The sequence below is a fragment of the Chitinolyticbacter albus genome (genome assembly GCF_024437655.1).
In the GTDB taxonomy this organism is placed as follows: Bacteria; Pseudomonadota; Gammaproteobacteria; order Burkholderiales; family Chitinibacteraceae; genus Chitinolyticbacter; species Chitinolyticbacter albus.
In genome coordinates, this window is sequence record NZ_JANBVF010000008.1 from 66,551 (window position 1) to 83,792 (window position 17,242).

Consider the following 17,242-nt stretch of genomic DNA (forward strand, 5'->3'; position numbering starts at 1 on the left):
GCCACTCAGGCCTTTTCTTTAATCAACATACCCTGAAACTGGTCTATGGCCTTGGCAATCGCGATGGCTTCTTCGGTGGGAATCTGCCGGATCACCTCATCGGTGCGGCTATCCAACACCTTGACCACCACGGCGCGCGCCTCGGCGTCGACCGAGAAATTCAACGAGCTGCTATTGGAGAAGACCTGAACCATTTCGTTCAGCTTCTTCACCGCGTCCTTCAACTCGTCACCGCTTGGTACCGCTTCCGTGGCCTGTACCGCATCACTGGGAACGGTAACGGCCGGCGCGATCGTCTGGGTATCCACGAATTGGTCGGCTCGGCGGTTTTCCACCGTGCTAGCGCCGCCATTGGCGGGGGTAGGTATAGAGGCAATGTTCATGATAGCTCTCCCAAGGGAATGCCCCGGCGCGGTCTGGACCGGGCCGGGGCATAATTTGCCAGCTAACTAGCCTAGCTTATCAGGCTTAGCCCAGGAGGCTGAGAACCTGTTGCGGCAGTTGGTTGGCTTGCGACAGCATCGCGGTACCGGCCTGTTGCAGAATCTGTGCACGGGTCAGGTTCGCGGTTTCCGAGGCGAAGTCGGTATCCAGGATCCGGCTACGGGCGGCGGAGAGGTTTTCCGACGTGGTGGCCAGATTGGAGATCGTTGCAGAGAAGCGCGATTGCAGGGCACCGAACTTCGCACGTTGGTCGTTGATGGTGGTCAGTGCGTCGTCGACGATGCGCAGGGCTTGCGAAGCGCCTTCGACAGTCGACACATCGAGCTTCTCGACCGTCTTCAGGTCAGCCTGGTACGAAGCGCCCGAAGCGAACACATCCGAGTTGCCTTGTGCGGTGAACAGTACACCCGAGGCGAAACCGGCGGTATCCGTCGTCACCGAGAACGAGTTCGACGAGTTCAGCACCACTTGGCCACCGAAGTGCACGGAGCCGGTAGCACCCGCGGTGTACACCGACGAGCTCGACAGGTATTGGGTCGAACCGGTGGAGTTGGCGGTATCGAAGTTCCACACGTTCAGATCGCCGCCGATGCCGCTGGCCACGCCGCTGGCCGAAGTCAGCGCGATGTTGGAGCCGTCTTCGGACACCAGCTTGATACCGTACTGCGTGGTACCGGCGCTGTCCTGGAAGGTTTCAAGCTGAGCGGTCACGCCGGTCTGCGACGACTTGGAGTTGAACGCAGAGATCGCTTGCGCGTATTCGTCGCCTTCGATGCTGCCGTTGTTGTTGGCATCGGACACGTTGAACGACACGGACTGGAAGGTATCGGACTTCGATGCCAGCGACAGGGTAAAGGTACCGCTACCCAGCGACACGACAGCCTCGGTACGGGCAGAAGCGCGCACACCGGTGTTGGCCTGATTGATCTTGGTGGCGATGTCACGTGCCATATCGGTACCCGACACGGAGATCGAGATGCCGTTGATGCTGAAAGTACCGCTCGAACTGACGGCCACGCCGGCTGCGTTCACGGTGCCGGTGGCACCTGCGGCTACGGTCGTACCCGAGGTCACAAAGTTGCTGATCGACTTGGCGCCGGTACCGTTACCTGCACCGATCTGATACGAGCCGTACTGGCTGGTACGCAGGTTGGAGGTGGTGGCAGTGATCGATTCGTTGACGTTGGCGCCGACCTGGTAGGTCGCGGCGGTGAACGAACCGTCGAACAGTTTCTGGCCGTTGAACTGGGTGGTGTTGGCAGTACGCTCGAGTTCCGAGACCAGCTGCGTCACTTCGGCGTTGATCGCGTCGCGATCGCCGGCCGAGTTGGTGGCGTTGCCGGACTGGACAGCCAGTTCGCGGATACGCTGCAGCATGTCGCCCATTTGCGACAGCGCGCCTTCACCGGTTTGCGCCAGCGACACGCCGTCGTTGGCATTGCGGGTGGCTTGGTCCATGCCGCGGATTTGCGACGTGAAACGCTGCGAGATCGCCAGACCGGCTGCATCATCCTTCGCGCTGTTGATACGCAGACCCGAGGAGAGCCGTTGCAGCGAAGTATTGAGACTGGTTTGGGAGTTGTTCAGATTGCGCTGTGCGTTCAGCGACGGAATATTGGTGTTAATGACTTGCATGACTGTTTCTCCTCGAGAGAAAACGGTATTCGGTGGCTACATCAGACAGGTTGCTTGCGTCCTTGCAACCGTTATCGACGGGGCCCTGATGAACTTTAGGGGGCCGTTCAACTTTTTTCATGCCGTCGCCGCGCAAACGACAAACGGCTCACGCGGCAAGCGAAAAAGGCCGCCCCGCAGGGCGGCCGCTGAGTCCGCTACGCGTTCAATCCGGCAACCAGGCAGCGCGCCAGGCTGCCAGATGCTCTCCTTCCAGCATCCAGTCGCGCAGCACCGCGGCGCGTAGCGCGTCGCCTTCGCGCGCCGCCGCATCCAGATCGGCCACGTGGCCGCGGATCGCCTCCACCCAATCCCGGAACCGGTTCTTCACCAGCGTCACTGGCAGATCGCCCCGGTAGCAAACGATATCGGTTGCGATGGTCGGATAGCCGCAGGCGCCGTACTCCAGCAGTCTCAGATTGCTCTTGCACTCGTTGAACAGGTTGTGTTCGAGTGGGGCCAGCGCGAGATCGAGGTTCAGACTCGCCAGCTTGGCCGGATACTGTTCGATCGGCACGCCGGGGTGGAACTCGCGCACATAGGGCTTGAGCTGGTCCGGGCACATGCCGAAGAACACCCAGTCGACTTCGCCCGCCAGCTCCTTGACCACATCGACGATCAGCTCCAGATCACCGGTGTGGCTCATGCCCCCGCCCCAACCCACACGCGGCTTGGCCCCGATACGACGCTGGCTCTGCAGATCGCGCCACCACTTGGGCGGCAGCCGGTTCAGCACCACGCGGATATCGCGGTGCAGGCCCAGTTCGGCATAGGCCTCAGCCAGTGGTGCCGTGGACACGACAAAGCGGTCCACCAGCGATAAGGCCTTGCGCATCGACTTGAGCACATCCTTGGGCATGTGGTCGCGGTGCGCGCTCTTCATCGGCAGCTTGGGCAGGTAATCGTCGAGCTCGTACACCTTGAACGCGCGCGAATACTGCTTGTACTGCTCGATGAAGCCGATCTGGTTGTCGTTGATCTGGCGTTGCAACAGCAGCACATCCGGGTCGAGTCGCGCCAGATCGATCGGGCTCAGCAGCTCCCAGCTGATATGGCCATCGATCTGCAAGGCTTCCTGCTGCCCGAGGAAAGGCTGGATCACGCGATATTGTCCGCAGCCCATGGCGTCGCCCGGGTGAGCCAGCACCACGGGCAACGGCCGCCAGCTCACTGGCTGCCAGCACAGCTGCGCGCGCGGCTCGATCTCGAAACCGTTGCCATGCAGAAACAGATTGCGGTTGTATGCCGCGTCACTCGCCAGCCGTGGCAGCCAGTGCTGCAGCAAGGCGGCGCGCGTGGCCGGCGATGACAAGGCGCCCGGCGCGTGTTGCACCGCCAGCACGCGCGGTGTCCACACCGTCAGATAGCCCGCCGCATGGATACGCAGGCACAGGTCGATATCCGCACCGCCTTCGGCAAAGTCAGCCGCCTCGAAGCCGCCCACGTCGTCGAACACGGCCTTGCGCACCATCATGCAGGCGCGGCTCACCGCCGAGCAGTCCTGCTCGAGCACGGCCCGGTTCATGTAGCCATAGGCATCGTGCGGCTGACCGACGAAGGCACTGCCTGCCGCGCCGTGCAGGCCCAGCACCTGCATCGCCTGGGCAATCTTGCCGTCGTGCGACAGCAACTTGCCACCGACCACGCCCACCTCCGGCCGCTGGCCGTGGTTGAGCAAGTGCTCGATCCAGTCGGCACCGACCACTTCGGCGCCCGCATCGAGCAGGATCAGGTATTCACCATTCGCCTGGGTGCTGAGCACATTGACGATGGCCGCATCGTTGAAGACCCCGTTGCTGGCAAAGGTGCGCAGCCGGGGATTGCCCAGCGCATCAAGCTCCGACAGATAGTCGCGCAAGCTGGGCAGGTCACCATGGCCGTCAATGAGCAGCAGCTCGTAATGCGGGTAGGTCGTGACCGAAATCAAGCGCTCGACGCAACGCTGCAAGGCCGCCAGATCGCGTGGTGCGACCAGGATCACCGAGACCAGCGGTTGCTGCGCGTGGACGTACCGTACATAACGCGATGATGGCAGGGCGCCCTGCTCCACCGTTGTCGTCATGCCCAGCCGCGCCACATGGGCGGCGATGACGGGTGAGAGCTGGCTCTGCACGGCCTCCAGATTGATCCAGTCGCCGTACGCCAGCGCGCTGTGATACAGCACATCGTCCAGATGGCCGATCGCCGGCCAGCCTTCGTTCTCCAGCACGCGCAGCAGCAGATCGACGTGACTTAGCGCACCGAACTGGCGATCGAAGCCTCCCAGCGTATCGAGCGCGGCCACCGACACCGCGAGCGCGCGGCCGATATACGGCGTATTGCGCAACAGCTCCAGGTTGAAGTCGGGCCGGAAGATCGGCAGATCGTAACTGGCGTCGGCCTTGAGGTAGTCCTCGTCGCTGTAGGCGCAGCGTAGCGCCGGCTGGCTGATGATCTGCTCGGCCAGCAGCAACGTGGCCGTGGGTTCGAGCTCGTCCCCGGCGTGCAGCAACCACAGCCAGTGTGCGTCAGCGGGCATGGCCCGCCGCAGCGTATCGGGCCATGCCTCCGACAACGGCTCCCAGCTGACGTTGTCGCCGGCGCCGCCGGCCGGGGCCGGCTTGGCCGAAAGGATGACGATATGCGCCGGATGGTAGTACTGCGCGGTCATGCTGCGGATGGTGCGCACCAAGGCCGCGATATTGCCGGCCTCGTCGAAAATAACCGGCACGATGCGGGGTTGGCTGGGCCATTCGGCGATGCGGGCGTCGAACAGCTTGCCGTGGCTGGGCAGCAGTCGGCGCTCGCTGCGCCATGCCGCGTAGACGTCGAGGAAGGACAGCACCCGTGCCGGCGCCTCGCCCGGCGCCTGGCTGGCATCCATCTGGCGCAGCATGGCGCTGCGTGACTCGGCCAGCGCGGCGTTGCCCAGATCACCATGGCGTTGGTAGAGCTTGCGATAGAGCGCGGGGAAATTCTTGCGCTCACGGCCGAGCATATGGTCTGCGCCGCTGCTCGGGCGCACATGGACCTCGGAAGTAACGCGTGGCTCGTGCACGAAGTCGTAGTGCCGGGCCAACTTGAGCAGCATGTCCCAGTCTTCGAGCGCGGTCAGCGATTCGTCGAAGCCGCCCACCACATCGATGGCGGCGCGCGGATGGCTCCAGGTGTTGACCGGGATGTAGTTCTGCAGGAACAGCTGCTCACGCGAGAATTGCTGGTGGCGGAATGGCTCCTCGCGCGCGAGTTCGATGCGTTGGCCGTTCTCCAGCTTTTCCTGCACATAGACCACGCCGGTGTACACCACCTTGTCCGGATGCTGCGCGTGCGTTGCCGCCAGCACCGCCAGGTGATCGGGCAGGTAGATGTCGTCATCGTCGAGGTAAACGACGTAGCGGCCGCGGGCCTGGCGCAGCCCGGCGTTCCGTGCGGCCGACAGGCCGCTGTTCTTGCCGAGGAACAGATAGCTGACCGGGAAATTGCAATCGGCGATCAGCGCCTCGACCGGGCTGCCATGGTCGTTGACCAGAATCACCTCGAAGTCTCGCCAGGTCTGCGCCGACAGGCTGGCCAACGCATCGACCAGCAGCTCGGGCCGGTTGTAGGTGGTCAGGATCACCGAGAAGGCATAGGCATCGTCGGGGCGACGCGCCGGGGAATTCCCCGCCAGCTGCGCGGCGCGTTCGCGCACCGCTGCGGCGGACGCGTCGTCGCCCAGGCTGGCGAGCAGGTCCGCCACCCGTCCCAATGCCAGCATCTCGCCATCGGGACGCTGCGCCAGCTCGGGAAACAAGCGATGGAACGGGTAGCGCGCCACCATGTCGGCCACCACCTTGGCCTCGAAGCCGCGCGTCTTGGCCTGCGACGACAGCGACTCCTCATGCTGCCGCCAGCGGCAGACGATGCTCTCGACCTTCTTGAAGCGCGCCGTCGCGGCCAGTCGCGACCAGATCTGGTAATCATGGCAGCGCGTGAAGGTGGGATCGAAGCCGCCATATTGCTCGAACAGCGCACGGCGCACCGCGGTGCCAGGATTGGGCAGGCGATTGCCAAGGATCAGCAGCGGCAATAGATCCGCGCCGTGGAAATCCGGGTACTGGGTGCGGGCGTAGCCTTGCGGGCGCGCCTCGTCGAAAAACTGGAGATCGCCGTAATAGACATCGGCATCCGGGTGGGCGGTCAGCGTCGCGCGCAGTTGCGCCAGCGCATCGGGCGCCATCAGGTCATCGCTGTCGGCCCAGACGATGAATTCGCCACGGGCGGCATCGATCCCGCCATTACGCGCGGCCGGCGCGCCGGCATGGGCCAGTTTCACCACGCGCAATCTGGCGTCGTTCACGGCTTCGGCAATGGCCACCGTACGATCGGTGGAGCCATCGTCGACCACGATCAGCTCATAGTCGTCGCCAGGCTGGGCCAGCACCGCGGCAATGGCGTCCGCCAGATAGCGCTCGCGGTTGTACGCCGGCATCACCACGGAGAACCGCAACGTCGGCGTGGCGGCGACGACCGTCGGTGCGGCAGGCGCGTCGGCCGGTGCGGCCGGCGCCGCGGGTCGGGCCTGGTTCAGCAACAAGGCCTTCAGGTCGACCTTGGGATTGAGCGAAAAGTGCTGGTTCAGCCACTCCTCGACCTTGCGCAGTAGCGGCCCGCGCTCGGCGGCCGGCAGCGCCGGGTGGGTGGCGACATCCAGCGCGAAGTAGCTGGCAAGGCCGGAGTAGTCGACAGCGGCACCCTGCTTGCCCGTGATGCGCTCCATCATGGTGCTGCTGCGTTGGCCGATTTCGCGACGGATATAGAGCGGGCGCTCGATTCGTGCAAACGGCCCGTGGCCGGCCAAATGGCACATGAAGACGAGATCCGCGCTGACGGTGGGGCGTATCGGCAGAGCGAAGAATTCGCGCCGGATCAGCTGGTTGATCGCCTCGCAACGGTCCAGCGCGTGCATCATGCTGAGGTATCGTTCGTGCGGCGCCAGCGGCTCGTTGAACACGTAGTTGCCGCCGTTGGTATGGGCGAGCACGCGCTGGTGTTCGTCTATCCACTGGGTTTGACTGTAGACCACGCTCAGGGAGCGGTCCGCGTCCATGCGCGCGCAGGCTTCCTGGAGAAAATCCGGATGCAGCAGATCGTGCCCGCCCAACCACATGAACAGCTCGGATGCGGTGTGCTGGAAGCAATATTCGAAGTTGGCCAGGGAACCGAGATTGCTTGCGTGCCGAACATAGCTGAAGCGAGGATCCTGCGCGCAGAACGCGCGGCAAATGCGCTCGGTGTCGTCGGTGGAGGCGTTGTCCGCGATCAGCGCCTTGAAACCGGTATAGGTCTGGGCCGCCAGCGATTGCAGCGTCTCCAGAATGTAGCGCCCTTCGTTGTAGACGGGCACCGTGACGATCACTTTGTTTTCCAGCTTGTGCATGCGAGTCCTTGCACCCAATTACGATTGATTGCGCCATACAGCGTTGCGCTTGGTTGGAATCAGATCATGCGATCGCGTCGGCAGAGACGCCAGGCCCTCAGCCCGCCTGCGTCAAGCGTTGCGACGCAGATAACCATTCGGCGCTACGGTCAGCAACAGTTTATCGTCGATGGTGTGATCAATGCTGAACTCGGGATGATCACGCAACCAGGCATGCACCGCCGTTTTCGGATTGTCCCCGACACCCCACGGGCGATCCGGAAAGGAATCGGCCGGCATGTCCTCCACGATGGTGTCAAACACCACGCAGTAACTGCCCGGGCTCACCAGCGGTGCGTAGCAATCCAGCTCAGCCAGAACGTGAGCATGCGTATGATTGGAATCCAAGCACACCAGTACGCACTGATACCCCTGAGCCAGCGCCCGCACCTGGGCCACGGTGCCTTCGTCGATGGACGAGCCCTCGATCAAGGTGATCTTGTGTGCCAAGGGATGACTTTCGATTGCTTGGCGGTTGTGGCTGCGGATATCGATATCGATGCCTATCACGCGCCGACGGCTTGCCAGCGGATCGAGCGTTTCCGCCCCTTCCACCGCCTCGCAATAGTCGATCAACGCCAGCGCTGAAGCACTCAATATCAGCGAGCCGCCACGCGCAACACCCGTTTCGATGATCAGATCGGGCTTGATCGACCAGATCAATTCCTGCATCGCCACCATATCCTGCGGCAGCTGGATGATGGGTCGACCCAAGGCGCTGAAGTTGTACGAATACTTGTACTTTGCCGTACGCACGAAGAAATCCAGACCCAGCTGTTTCATGGCCGGATCCTGTCCTTGCGCAGCAATATCGCGTCTACACGCTTCGACAAATTCATCATGCTCGGACATTGCTTTGTTCTCCATAACCGCGTCGCGGCATTCCGCGTTAAAAGATAGATTCAGCGCACAAGCATTAACGAATGGAAAGGTGTGACCTTGACAAACCCGGACCGACTCTGGTCACCCAGCCCCCATCCATGCTGCTTTACGACCACCCCCAACACTTGCTCGACATCAGGCTGTTACGCATCATCGACGCCGATCAACACCATTGAATCAAGCCCGAAATCCTTCAGCAATGCCAAATTCTCCAGCCGGTAATTGGGGTTCATCAAAATGGCGACATTCACGCCCCGCGCCTTCAGTTCGGCCGGTCCTACGATGGCATGCCCAGTACCCGGGATATATCCGCCTTGTTTGGCGGGATTCACATCCACCACGCAATCAATCAGCTGGCGATCCGCGTCGACCAGGTTAGCAAATGTCGCACCTTTTGCGCCAGCGCCCCACAAGGCAACTCGTCCCCCTTGCCCGAGCTGGGCCAAACGGGAAACCCAGCTTTCCCGCAATCTCGCCTCCGCCACCCCACACGCCAGCGCAGCAAGACTCATTTGGGACGCGGGCGAGCGCCGCTCACGGCCATCGGGCGTCGCGACGCTCGCTTCCAGCCATAGATATTGCCCGCCAAAAATATGCGCAACGCGGTCAACCCTGAAGCCCGCACGCTCGAATGCCAGAGTCAGCGTATCGGCCGAAAACAGCGAGCAATGCTCATAGAAAAAATCCCAGAACACCTGGTTTTCCAGGATCCACTCCACGCAAGGCGTCTCGAAGAAAACGCGCGCGCCCGGCGCATCCTGCAAGGCGGCGCGGACGGCCTGCAATAAATCCAAGGGAGCGGAAACATGCTCAATCACGTGCCGACAGACAACGACATCCGCCCCCACGTCGGTGCACGATGCGTCGTAGTACTTGCGTTGAAACTGCAACTTGCCATCGAGCGCGACATCGGGCCCGATATAACTTGGATCAAAGCCAAATCCGACATTGCCCGATTCTGGGAATTCAACCAGCTTCCTTAAAAAATGCCCTTTCCCGCAGCCCACCTCGACAACCCTGACATTTCTAACCCCCTTGGCTTCAACCAAGTCTTTGACCAAATCGTTCAGATAGGAATCAAAATAGTGCGAGTGCGACTGGGTATTGTCGTAGCCATCGCCATAACTGAGCAAAGTCATATCGAATGCGCGATTGAAAACAAAACCGCACGCCTCGCAGACCGCCAGTATCAAGTCTCCACGGGTTGCGGCGCTTGCATCCGACTGGCTCGTCAGCACCAGATTCTGATGCACCGGCACTTGATGCCTGGCCAGGAAGGTCGTGCAGCGCTCGCATCCGCAAACCGGGCACAGTTCAATGTTCATGGCGAATATCGCATAAGATTTGTTCCAGCCCTTGCGAGAGCGTCAGTCGCGGCACCCAGCCCAGCGCTCTCAATTTGTGATTGTCCCCAAAGACAATGGGATCCGAGTCGGGATTGGGTGCATTCAATGCCAGAACCATTTCCGGATCCGCATCCATCGCTTTTGCCAGTTTCTGCACAATATCGCCAATTGCGACCGGCTCGCCGGAACAGACATTGTATGAACCGCTGGCGTGAGCACGCAATAACGTCAGCAAGCCTTCCGCCACGTCGGATGCGTGTATGAAATCGCGATAGATTTTCGCATTCACCCCCAAAGGAGGTCGTTTGCCATTAAATACGTCGATCAGTAAGGGAATGAGTCGTTGACGCGCGTCGCCCATCCCGTAGGGATTGAAGACCCGGGCCCATGCACATGGCAATTGCCGCTGCCGTGCCGCGAGCATGGCCAGGCGCCTAGTGGCGTCCTTGCTGATACCGTATAGGGTGGCCGGCTCCAGCAAGGAGCGATCCTCCTTGCAATACCCTTCTGACCAGTCATATTCCGCGCAAGAGCCGATCAAGAGCGCATGACGTCCGCCACCGTCATAGAACGCCTCGACCAGATTCATGGTGGCTTCCACCCAGCGCAGATTCTGGGGGGAAGTCCAGAATTTTCCATGTTCCGTATACCACGCCAGATGCACCAGATGGGTCGCCGAAGTGGCCTTCACCACATCCAGGCCGTCCTTTGCGTCCAAGAGATCCAGCTCGATAAAGTCGCCCGATGCCATATCGCTTGGCTGCCGCCGCCCGATCACGACCGTCTCGATGTTGCTCTCCCTCAAGGATCGCAACACATAGCGTCCCAAGAAACCGGTCGCTCCCGTGAGCAGCACCTTCATCTGCATTCCCTTTTCGCGCGAATACTGCGCTGCAATGCACTGTTAAATTCAAGTGGCGATGCAGGCCGAATCAAGAACCGCTAACCCAGAATTTCAATTTGCGGAACTGCAACGACAAATTGTCCACCCCAGCTCTGGATTTCTGAGAGCTGGGCCATGACTTCCTGTTGGAGATTCCATGGCAGGATCAATACATAGTCCGGCTTTTCCGCCAGCAACTGCTGCGGCGTGACGATGGGGATATGGCTGCCCGGCAATAGCTTGCCTTGCTTGGAAGGCGCCGCATCGGCGACCAGCGCAAGCAGCGCGGCATCGATGCCGGCGTAGTTGAGCAAGGTATTGCCCTTGGCCGCAGCGCCATAGCCCAGCACCTTGCGCCCCGCCCGGCGCTGCGCCAGCAGGAATTCGAGCAGGCCGAAACGGACCGCATCGGCCTGCGCCTGAAAGCGCCGGTACGTGGCCGGATCGGCCAGCCCCGCTGCGTGCTCAGCGGAGATCAGTTCCGCCACCGCCGGCGCGGTGGCGAGCGCGGCCGCCGCGTGGCAGGCGTATACGCGCAGGCTGCCACCATGCGTGGCAAGCTGTTCGACGTCGTAGACACGCAACCCGGCATCGGCCAGTACCCGCTGCACGGCAAGCAGCGACAGGTAGGAAAAATGCTCATGGTAGATGGTGTCAAATTGCGTCTGCGCGATCAGCCGCGCCAAGTGCGGAAATTCCAGCGTCACCGTGCCGCCCGGCTTGAGCGCACACGCCAGGCCCGCGACGAAATCGTTGATATCCGGCACATGCGCCAGCACGTTGTTGCCGACGATCAGATCGGCCTTACCGTGGCGGCTCGCCAGTTCAGCCGCGGACTCGCGGCCAAAGAACACCTCTTCGATCGCGAGTCCGCGCGCGCGCGCCGCGCTGGCCGTGCTGTGCGTGGGCTCGATGCCCACGCAGGGTATGCCACGCTCGGCGACGAATTGCAGCAAGTAGCCGTCGTTGGCGGCGACTTCCATTACCAGCGAGCCGGCGTCGAGCGCCAGTCGCTCGACCATGGCCGCCACGTAGTCGCGCGCATGCGCCACCCAGCTCTTGGAAACCGATGAGAAATACGCGTAATCCGCGCTGAACAGCGCGTCGCGCTCGGCAAAATCCTCCGTCTGCACCAACCAGCACCCCTCGCAGACCTTGACCCGCAGCGGGTAGTGCAGTTCGGGGCGCGACAGATCCTCGGGCACGAGGTAGGCATTGGACGGGGGTGCGAAGCCCAGGTCGACGAAATCGAGCGCAAGCGCTTGTTCGCAGTGGCGGCACTTCATAGGGTGATTCCAGCAAAGTCGTCGGCAAGGCGGGGGTGGCTGCGGTCGCGCTCGGACACTTCGGTCACGGCCAGCGGCCACGCCAGCAAAATTCGCGGATCGTCATGGGCCACGCCGGCCTCGGCCTGGGGCGTGTAGTGCGCGGTATGCAGGTAAAGCAGTTCGACATCGTCGCTCAGCGTCTGAAAACCGTGGGCACACCCCTCGGGGATCAGCAGCGCGAGGTCGTTCTCGGCCGACAGCTCTACGCCGCGCCATTGCAAAAAGGTGGGCGAGCCTTGGCGCAGATCGAGCAGCACGTCGTACACCTTGCCGGCGAGACAGCGGACGATCTTCTTTTCGGCGTGCGGCGCCTGCTGGAAATGCAGGCCGCGCACCGTGCCGGCGCGTGCGCTGAACGAATGATTGATCTGGTGGATGGCCGACCCGGCGAGTACCTTGCCGAGCTCGCGATCGCAGAACCAGCGCGCAAAGCTGCCGCGCGCGTCGCCGCGGCGCTCGGTCTCGAGCAAGGCGGCACCGGCGATATCGATTGGTCGCACCTGCATCAGGCAGCCCAGGCCAGGCCCGCGGTGCGGGCATCGGCAAGATAGCTTTCCAGTTGCGGCGCCGTCTGCTTGTAGCCGTCGTCGCCATGGCGATACCAGGCCGCTGTTTCCTGCAGCGCGCGCACCAGCGGCCATACCGGCTGCCAGCCCAACTCCGTGCGCAGGCGCGACGCATCGAGCCGCAGGGCACGCGTTTCATGCGCGTGCGCCCCGACCTGGCGCCATGCCACTTCGGGCCAATGCGCGCGCAAACCGTCGAGCACCTCGGCGACCGATGCGGTATCGCGCTCGTCCGGGCCCACGTTCCAGGCCGATGCCGCCGCTGCGTTGCCAGCCAGCAGTTGCTGACCGATCAACAGATATGCCGCCAGCGGCTCGAGCACATGCTGCCAGGGCCGAATCGCTTGCGGATTACGGATCTCGACCGTCTCGCCGCGCGCCACGGCGCGTGCCACATCGGGGATCAGCCTGTCCTTGGCCCAGTCGCCACCGCCGATCACATTGCCGGCCCGCGCAGTGGCAATCAGCAGCGCAGCGGCGCCGCTACGCTCGGCAAAGCTCGCGCGATACGAGGCGGCGACGAGCTCGGTTGCGGCCTTGGATGCGCTGTACGGATCGTGCCCACCCAGTGTATCGGTCTCACGGTAGCCCCAGCACCACTCGCGATTCTGGTAGCACTTGTCGGTGGTGACCACGACCACGGCGCGCACCGAGGGCACGTGGCGGCAGGCTTCGAGCAGGTTGGCGGTGCCCAGCACATTGGTATGCCAGGTCGTCAGCGGATCGGCGTAGCTTTCCAACACCAGCGACTGCGCGGCCAGGTGGAAGACGATCTCGGGTGCCGCGCGTTCCAGTTCGGCGCGCAACCGGGCGGCATCGCGGATGTCGGCGAGGCAGTGCGCTACCGGTAGCTGCAGTTGTTGCCAATGCGAGCGCTCGCCCTCGGCTGGCGGCAAGGCATAGCCCTCTACCCGCGCGCCCAGTCGCTGCAGCCACAAGGCCAGCCACGATCCCTTGAAGCCGGTGTGTCCGGTCAGAAAGACGTTCCGGTTGCGATAGCTGTCGCCGAACATCAGGGCCACTGCTTCCACGGGGCGGTGCCGCGATCCCACAGCTGGTTGAGCTGGATCTTGTCGCGCAGCGTATCCATGCACTTCCAGAAGCCGGCATGGCGATACGCCATCAGCTTGCCGTCGGCCGCCATGTGCTCGAGCGGCGAGCGCTCGAAAATGGACGCGTCGCCCTCGGCGATGTAGCCGAATACGCCCGGGCGGCAGATCATGAAGCCACCGTTGATCCAGCCCACTTCGTCCACCGGCTTCTCGCGAAACTCGCGGATGTAGCCGCCTTCGTCATCGTCGACCAGGCCAAAACGCGCCTCGGGCTGCACCGTGGTCATCGTGATCAGCGCCTGCGGGTTGGCCTCGTGCTGGGCGAGCAGCGCGCGGATGTCAACGTCGGAGACGCCATCGCCGTAGGTGAGCATGAAATCCTCATCGCCGAGGTAATCCCTGGCGCGCAGGATACGGCCACCGGTCTGGGTATCGCGCCCGGTTTCCAGCAAGGTGACCTTCCACGGCTCGGACAGGTTGCGGTGTACCTCGATATGGTTATCGGTCAGATCGATGGTGACGTCGCCCTGGTACAGGAAGTAGTTGGCGAAGAATTCCTTGATCAGGTTGCCCTTGTAACCCAGCAGAATCACGAATTCGTTGAAGCCGTACTGCGAGTAGATCTTCATGATGTGCCACAGGATGGGCCGGCCGCCGACCTCGACCATGGGCTTGGGGCGGACATCGGTTTCCTCGCCCAGGCGGGTACCCAGGCCCCCGGCCAGAATCACGACTTTCATGCTTGCTCCACGGCGGCTTTTTTACTGGTATCGACCAGTTGACGCAGGATGCGCAGGATGCGCTCCAGCGCCTCATTGCTCTGCTCGCTGGCGGTATTGAGCGCCACGCGCTCTGTATTGCCGCCCTCGCCGGCAGCCCAGTTCGTCGTAAAGGCCAGTGTGGCATACGCCAGGCCCGCCTCGCGGGCGAGGATGGCCTCGGGCATCGCTGTCATGCCCACCATGTCGCCGCCATCGCCGGCGATACGGCGGATTTCAGCGGCCGTTTCAAGGCGCGGCCCCTGGGTGCAGGCGTAGACGCCGCCATCGAATATCGGCTCGCCCGCATCGTGCGCGGCAGCGAGCAGCTGCTGGCGCAGCCTTTCATCGTAAGGCCGGGTGAAATCGGTGTGGACGAAGGGCTTGTCACCCTCGGTGACGAAGGTATGTGGCCGGCCCCAGGTGTAATCGATGATCTGGTCGGGAACGATCAGCGTTCCCGGTGCCAGATCGGGTCTGATGCCACCGACGGAGGCCAAGGCCACGATGCGGCGTACCTTGATGTCGGCCAGCGCCCAGATATTGGCGCGGTAGTTGATCAAATGCGGTGGAATGGTGTGGCCGAAGCCATGCCGCGCGATGAATACCACCTGCTGGCCGTCGATTTCACCGAAGGTCAGCGCGCCGGAGGTTTCCCCATAGGGGGTACGCGCAACGCGACGGTGATGACGGACAAAATAGCCCAACTGGGTTGCCCCGGTTCCGCCGATGATGGCGAGCATGTCGATCTCCTGCCTGAGTGGGCGCTGGGGCGCTTGTAACCTGAATATAAGGCATGAAAAAGGGGCGATGCCAGTGCATCGCCCCTTTAGGATGTGCTTGCCCGATCAGGCGTTACACCACCTTGGCGCAGAACTCCTTGAGATAGCTCGCGAATTCGCCGCCGACCTCGTCGTGCTTGAGGCCATAGGCCAGTGTGGCTTTCAGGTAACCGAGCTTGGAACCGCAGTCGTAGCGGGTGCCCTTGAGCGTGTGCGCCAGGATGTACTGCTCCTGCATCAGCGCAAAAATGCCGTCGGTGAGCTGGATTTCGCCACCCTTGCCAGGCTGCACGTTCTGCAGGTGATGGAACACGCGCGGGGTGAGGATGTAGCGGCCGACCACGGCGAGGTTGGACGGAGCTTCCTCGGGCTTGGGTTTCTCGACGATATTGGTGATCTTGAGCCGCTGGCCGCTACTGGGCTCCACCTGCACGATGCCATAGGAGCTGGTGTCCGCTTTGGGCACCTCTTCCACGCCCAGCACCGAGCAATGCGTATCGCCGAACAATTCGACCATGCGCTTCATCTCGGAGGTCCCGTTGCCATCGATCAGATCGTCGGCGAGGATGACGGCGAACGGCTCGTCGCCCACCACCGGCTCGGCGCACAGCACGGCATGACCCAGGCCCAGCGCTTCGGGCTGGCGGATGTAGATGCAGCTCACCGACTTCGGGATGATCGACTGCAGGATGTCGAGCAGCTTCTGCTTTTGCTTGGCGGCGAGCTCGCTTTCCAGCTCGTACGCCTTGTCGAAGTGATCCTCGATGCTGCGCTTGTTGCGGCCGGTGATGAAGACCATCTCGGTGATACCAGCCTCCAGCGCCTCTTCCACCGCGTACTGGATCAGTGGCTTGTCGACCACCGGCATCATTTCCTTAGGACTGGCCTTGGTGGCGGGCAAAAAGCGGGTGCCCATGCCGGCCACCGGAAAGACTGCCTTGCGAACTTTTTGCATTGCGAATTCCCCTTTCGAATCGGACACGTTCAGCAAACCCAGGCGCAGCGCGGCACCACGCACCTGATCGGCGTGGCGCTGCGGCAGCTCGTCCGGCCACTGCGATACCGCCGAGCGCCCTAATCCCAGGGCTGCTGCGAGGCGGGTTTGCGTGCCGAACAACTGGATGGCGTTGAGTTTACGCATAACGCCAATGTTCATTTAGTTGAACATTCACGTCAACCACCGTTCAATGCCGACTAGCGTTCAATAAATTAAACAACACTAATAAATCCAGCACCGCGCAGTGTGATTGAAAAGTGTTGCAACCGTATTGGCAGCCGCGGCCCGCGCCCCTGCTGCCCAGCCCTCATCGCCCGGCGCAGGCCGCCGGGCCTGGCACCCGGAACATGAAAAACTTGAGAAAAATCAAATCATTGTTAAATCAAGGCGTTGGGATGATGGTCCTGGGCGATTGCGGACGTAGCATGCTGCCTTCGCCTTTTGGCGGCCTGCATGCCAACCTCCAGGAATCACCATGTCCGCTTCGCAGTCCTCGTTCGCCAACCCCGCCCCGCTTGGCCTGATGGGTTTCGGGATGACGACCATCCTGCTCAACATCCACAACGCCGGCTTCTACCCGGTCAGCGCCATGATCATGAGCATGGGCATCTTCTACGGCGGTCTGGCCCAGATCTTCGTCGGCTTCATGTGCTTCAAGCGTGGCGACACCTTCGGCACCACCGCCTTCACCTCCTACGGTCTGTTCTGGCTGACCCTGGTGCTGCTGTGGCTGCTACCCGCGCTGAAGCTCACCGCGCCCACCGAGCCGGGCTTCATGGGCATGTACCTCGCGCTGTGGGGCGTGTTCACGCTATTCATGTTCTTCGGCAGCCTGCGTTACTGCCGTGCCAAGCAATTCGTTTTCGGCAGCCTGACTGTGCTGTTCGCGCTGCTCGCCGCGCATAACTTCGCCGGCAGCGAACTCTTGGGCGTAATCGCCGGCTACGTCGGCATCGTCTGCGGCGCCAGCGCCATCTACTGGGCGATGGCGCAGGTGCTGAACGAAACCTATGGCCGCGCCGTGCTGCCCGTTGGCGAACTGCGCCTGGCCTGATCCGCAAGGTCGCCCGGCCCCGTCCTATAGCGCCACGCC

The 17,242-nt window shown here is 62.4% G+C and carries 13 protein-coding genes; 1 reads left to right on the forward strand and 12 read right to left on the reverse strand.

The genetic code is table 11. The features are described 5' to 3' along the window. Nucleotides 1–5 precede the first annotated feature (5 nt). From NLI84_RS06730 to galU, 12 genes are all read right to left on the reverse strand, one after another. Nucleotides 6–383 carry a flagellar protein FlaG gene (locus NLI84_RS06730; RefSeq protein ID WP_255989112.1) on the reverse strand — a complete coding sequence of 126 codons (378 nt, stop codon included), beginning with the start codon at nt 381–383 and terminating at the stop codon, nt 6–8. Between the two features lie 85 nt (nt 384–468). Then, nucleotides 469–2,079 (reverse strand): flagellin N-terminal helical domain-containing protein, encoded by a 1,611-nt coding sequence (locus NLI84_RS06735; RefSeq protein ID WP_255989113.1) that lies wholly within the window; start codon nt 2,077–2,079, stop codon nt 469–471. 205 nt (nt 2,080–2,284) lie between these two features. Beyond that, entirely contained in the window at nt 2,285–7,516 is a 5,232-nt protein-coding gene (locus tag NLI84_RS06740) for a glycosyltransferase (protein ID WP_255989114.1), read from the reverse strand. A gap of 111 nt (nt 7,517–7,627) precedes the next feature. Then, nucleotides 7,628–8,422, reverse strand: a complete 795-nt coding sequence (locus NLI84_RS06745; protein ID WP_255989115.1) for a cephalosporin hydroxylase family protein — start codon at nt 8,420–8,422, stop codon at nt 7,628–7,630. A 158-nt stretch (nt 8,423–8,580) separates the two neighbouring features. Further along, the gene (locus NLI84_RS06750; protein WP_255989116.1) at nt 8,581–9,762 is read right to left on the reverse strand and encodes a class I SAM-dependent methyltransferase; all 1,182 of its coding nucleotides are present in this window, start codon (nt 9,760–9,762) and stop codon (nt 8,581–8,583) included. Further along, nucleotides 9,752–10,645, reverse strand: coding sequence for an NAD-dependent epimerase/dehydratase family protein (locus NLI84_RS06755; protein ID WP_255989118.1), 894 nt, complete (start codon nt 10,643–10,645; stop codon nt 9,752–9,754). Before NLI84_RS06755 ends, NLI84_RS06750 begins: the two co-directional genes overlap by 11 nt. Before the next feature lie 80 nt (nt 10,646–10,725). After that, complete coding sequence (locus NLI84_RS06760) at nt 10,726–11,952, reverse strand: class I SAM-dependent methyltransferase (protein ID WP_255989120.1); 1,227 nt, start codon at nt 11,950–11,952, stop codon at nt 10,726–10,728. Beyond that, nucleotides 11,949–12,500, reverse strand: coding sequence for a dTDP-4-dehydrorhamnose 3,5-epimerase family protein (locus tag NLI84_RS06765; protein WP_255989122.1), 552 nt, complete (start codon nt 12,498–12,500; stop codon nt 11,949–11,951). The genes NLI84_RS06760 and NLI84_RS06765 overlap by 4 nt, the downstream gene beginning before the upstream one ends. Further along, nucleotides 12,500–13,573 carry a CDP-glucose 4,6-dehydratase gene (gene rfbG / locus NLI84_RS06770; RefSeq protein ID WP_255989214.1) on the reverse strand — a complete coding sequence of 358 codons (1,074 nt, stop codon included), beginning with the start codon at nt 13,571–13,573 and terminating at the stop codon, nt 12,500–12,502. The genes NLI84_RS06765 and rfbG overlap by 1 nt, the downstream gene beginning before the upstream one ends. Next, nucleotides 13,573–14,352 (reverse strand): glucose-1-phosphate cytidylyltransferase, encoded by a 780-nt coding sequence (gene rfbF / locus NLI84_RS06775; RefSeq protein ID WP_255989124.1) that lies wholly within the window; start codon nt 14,350–14,352, stop codon nt 13,573–13,575. Before rfbF ends, rfbG begins: the two co-directional genes overlap by 1 nt. Beyond that, nucleotides 14,349–15,113, reverse strand: a complete 765-nt coding sequence (locus NLI84_RS06780) for an S-methyl-5'-thioinosine phosphorylase (RefSeq protein WP_255989126.1) — start codon at nt 15,111–15,113, stop codon at nt 14,349–14,351. The genes rfbF and NLI84_RS06780 overlap by 4 nt, the downstream gene beginning before the upstream one ends. Before the next feature lie 112 nt (nt 15,114–15,225). Then, nucleotides 15,226–16,293 (reverse strand): UTP--glucose-1-phosphate uridylyltransferase GalU, encoded by a 1,068-nt coding sequence (gene galU, locus NLI84_RS06785; RefSeq protein WP_255989128.1) that lies wholly within the window; start codon nt 16,291–16,293, stop codon nt 15,226–15,228. A gap of 331 nt (nt 16,294–16,624) precedes the next feature. Here galU and NLI84_RS06790 point away from each other — a divergent pair, with 331 nt between their 5' ends. After that, on the forward strand, nt 16,625–17,203 hold the full coding sequence (locus NLI84_RS06790) for an acetate uptake transporter (RefSeq protein ID WP_255989130.1): 579 nt from the start codon (nt 16,625–16,627) through the stop codon (nt 17,201–17,203). The last annotated feature ends 39 nt before the right edge of the window (nt 17,204–17,242 follow it).

Excerpts from the sequence above, each read along its gene's own strand:
- NLI84_RS06730 (WP_255989112.1), bottom strand. The coding sequence starts at position 383 with ATGAACATTGCCTCTATACCTACCCCCGCCAATGGCGGCGCTAGCACG.
- NLI84_RS06735 (WP_255989113.1), bottom strand. The coding sequence starts at position 2,079 with ATGCAAGTCATTAACACCAATATTCCGTCGCTGAACGCACAGCGCAAT.
- NLI84_RS06740 (WP_255989114.1), bottom strand. The coding sequence starts at position 7,516 with ATGCACAAGCTGGAAAACAAAGTGATCGTCACGGTGCCCGTCTACAAC.
- NLI84_RS06745 (WP_255989115.1), bottom strand. The coding sequence starts at position 8,422 with ATGGAGAACAAAGCAATGTCCGAGCATGATGAATTTGTCGAAGCGTGT.
- NLI84_RS06750 (WP_255989116.1), bottom strand. The coding sequence starts at position 9,762 with ATGAACATTGAACTGTGCCCGGTTTGCGGATGCGAGCGCTGCACGACC.
- NLI84_RS06755 (WP_255989118.1), bottom strand. The coding sequence starts at position 10,645 with ATGAAGGTGCTGCTCACGGGAGCGACCGGTTTCTTGGGACGCTATGTG.
- NLI84_RS06760 (WP_255989120.1), bottom strand. The coding sequence starts at position 11,952 with ATGAAGTGCCGCCACTGCGAACAAGCGCTTGCGCTCGATTTCGTCGAC.
- NLI84_RS06765 (WP_255989122.1), bottom strand. The coding sequence starts at position 12,500 with ATGCAGGTGCGACCAATCGATATCGCCGGTGCCGCCTTGCTCGAGACC.
- rfbG (WP_255989214.1), bottom strand. The coding sequence starts at position 13,573 with ATGTTCGGCGACAGCTATCGCAACCGGAACGTCTTTCTGACCGGACAC.
- rfbF (WP_255989124.1), bottom strand. The coding sequence starts at position 14,352 with ATGAAAGTCGTGATTCTGGCCGGGGGCCTGGGTACCCGCCTGGGCGAG.
- NLI84_RS06780 (WP_255989126.1), bottom strand. The coding sequence starts at position 15,113 with ATGCTCGCCATCATCGGCGGAACCGGGGCAACCCAGTTGGGCTATTTT.
- galU (WP_255989128.1), bottom strand. The coding sequence starts at position 16,293 with ATGCGTAAACTCAACGCCATCCAGTTGTTCGGCACGCAAACCCGCCTC.
- NLI84_RS06790 (WP_255989130.1), top strand. The coding sequence starts at position 16,625 with ATGTCCGCTTCGCAGTCCTCGTTCGCCAACCCCGCCCCGCTTGGCCTG.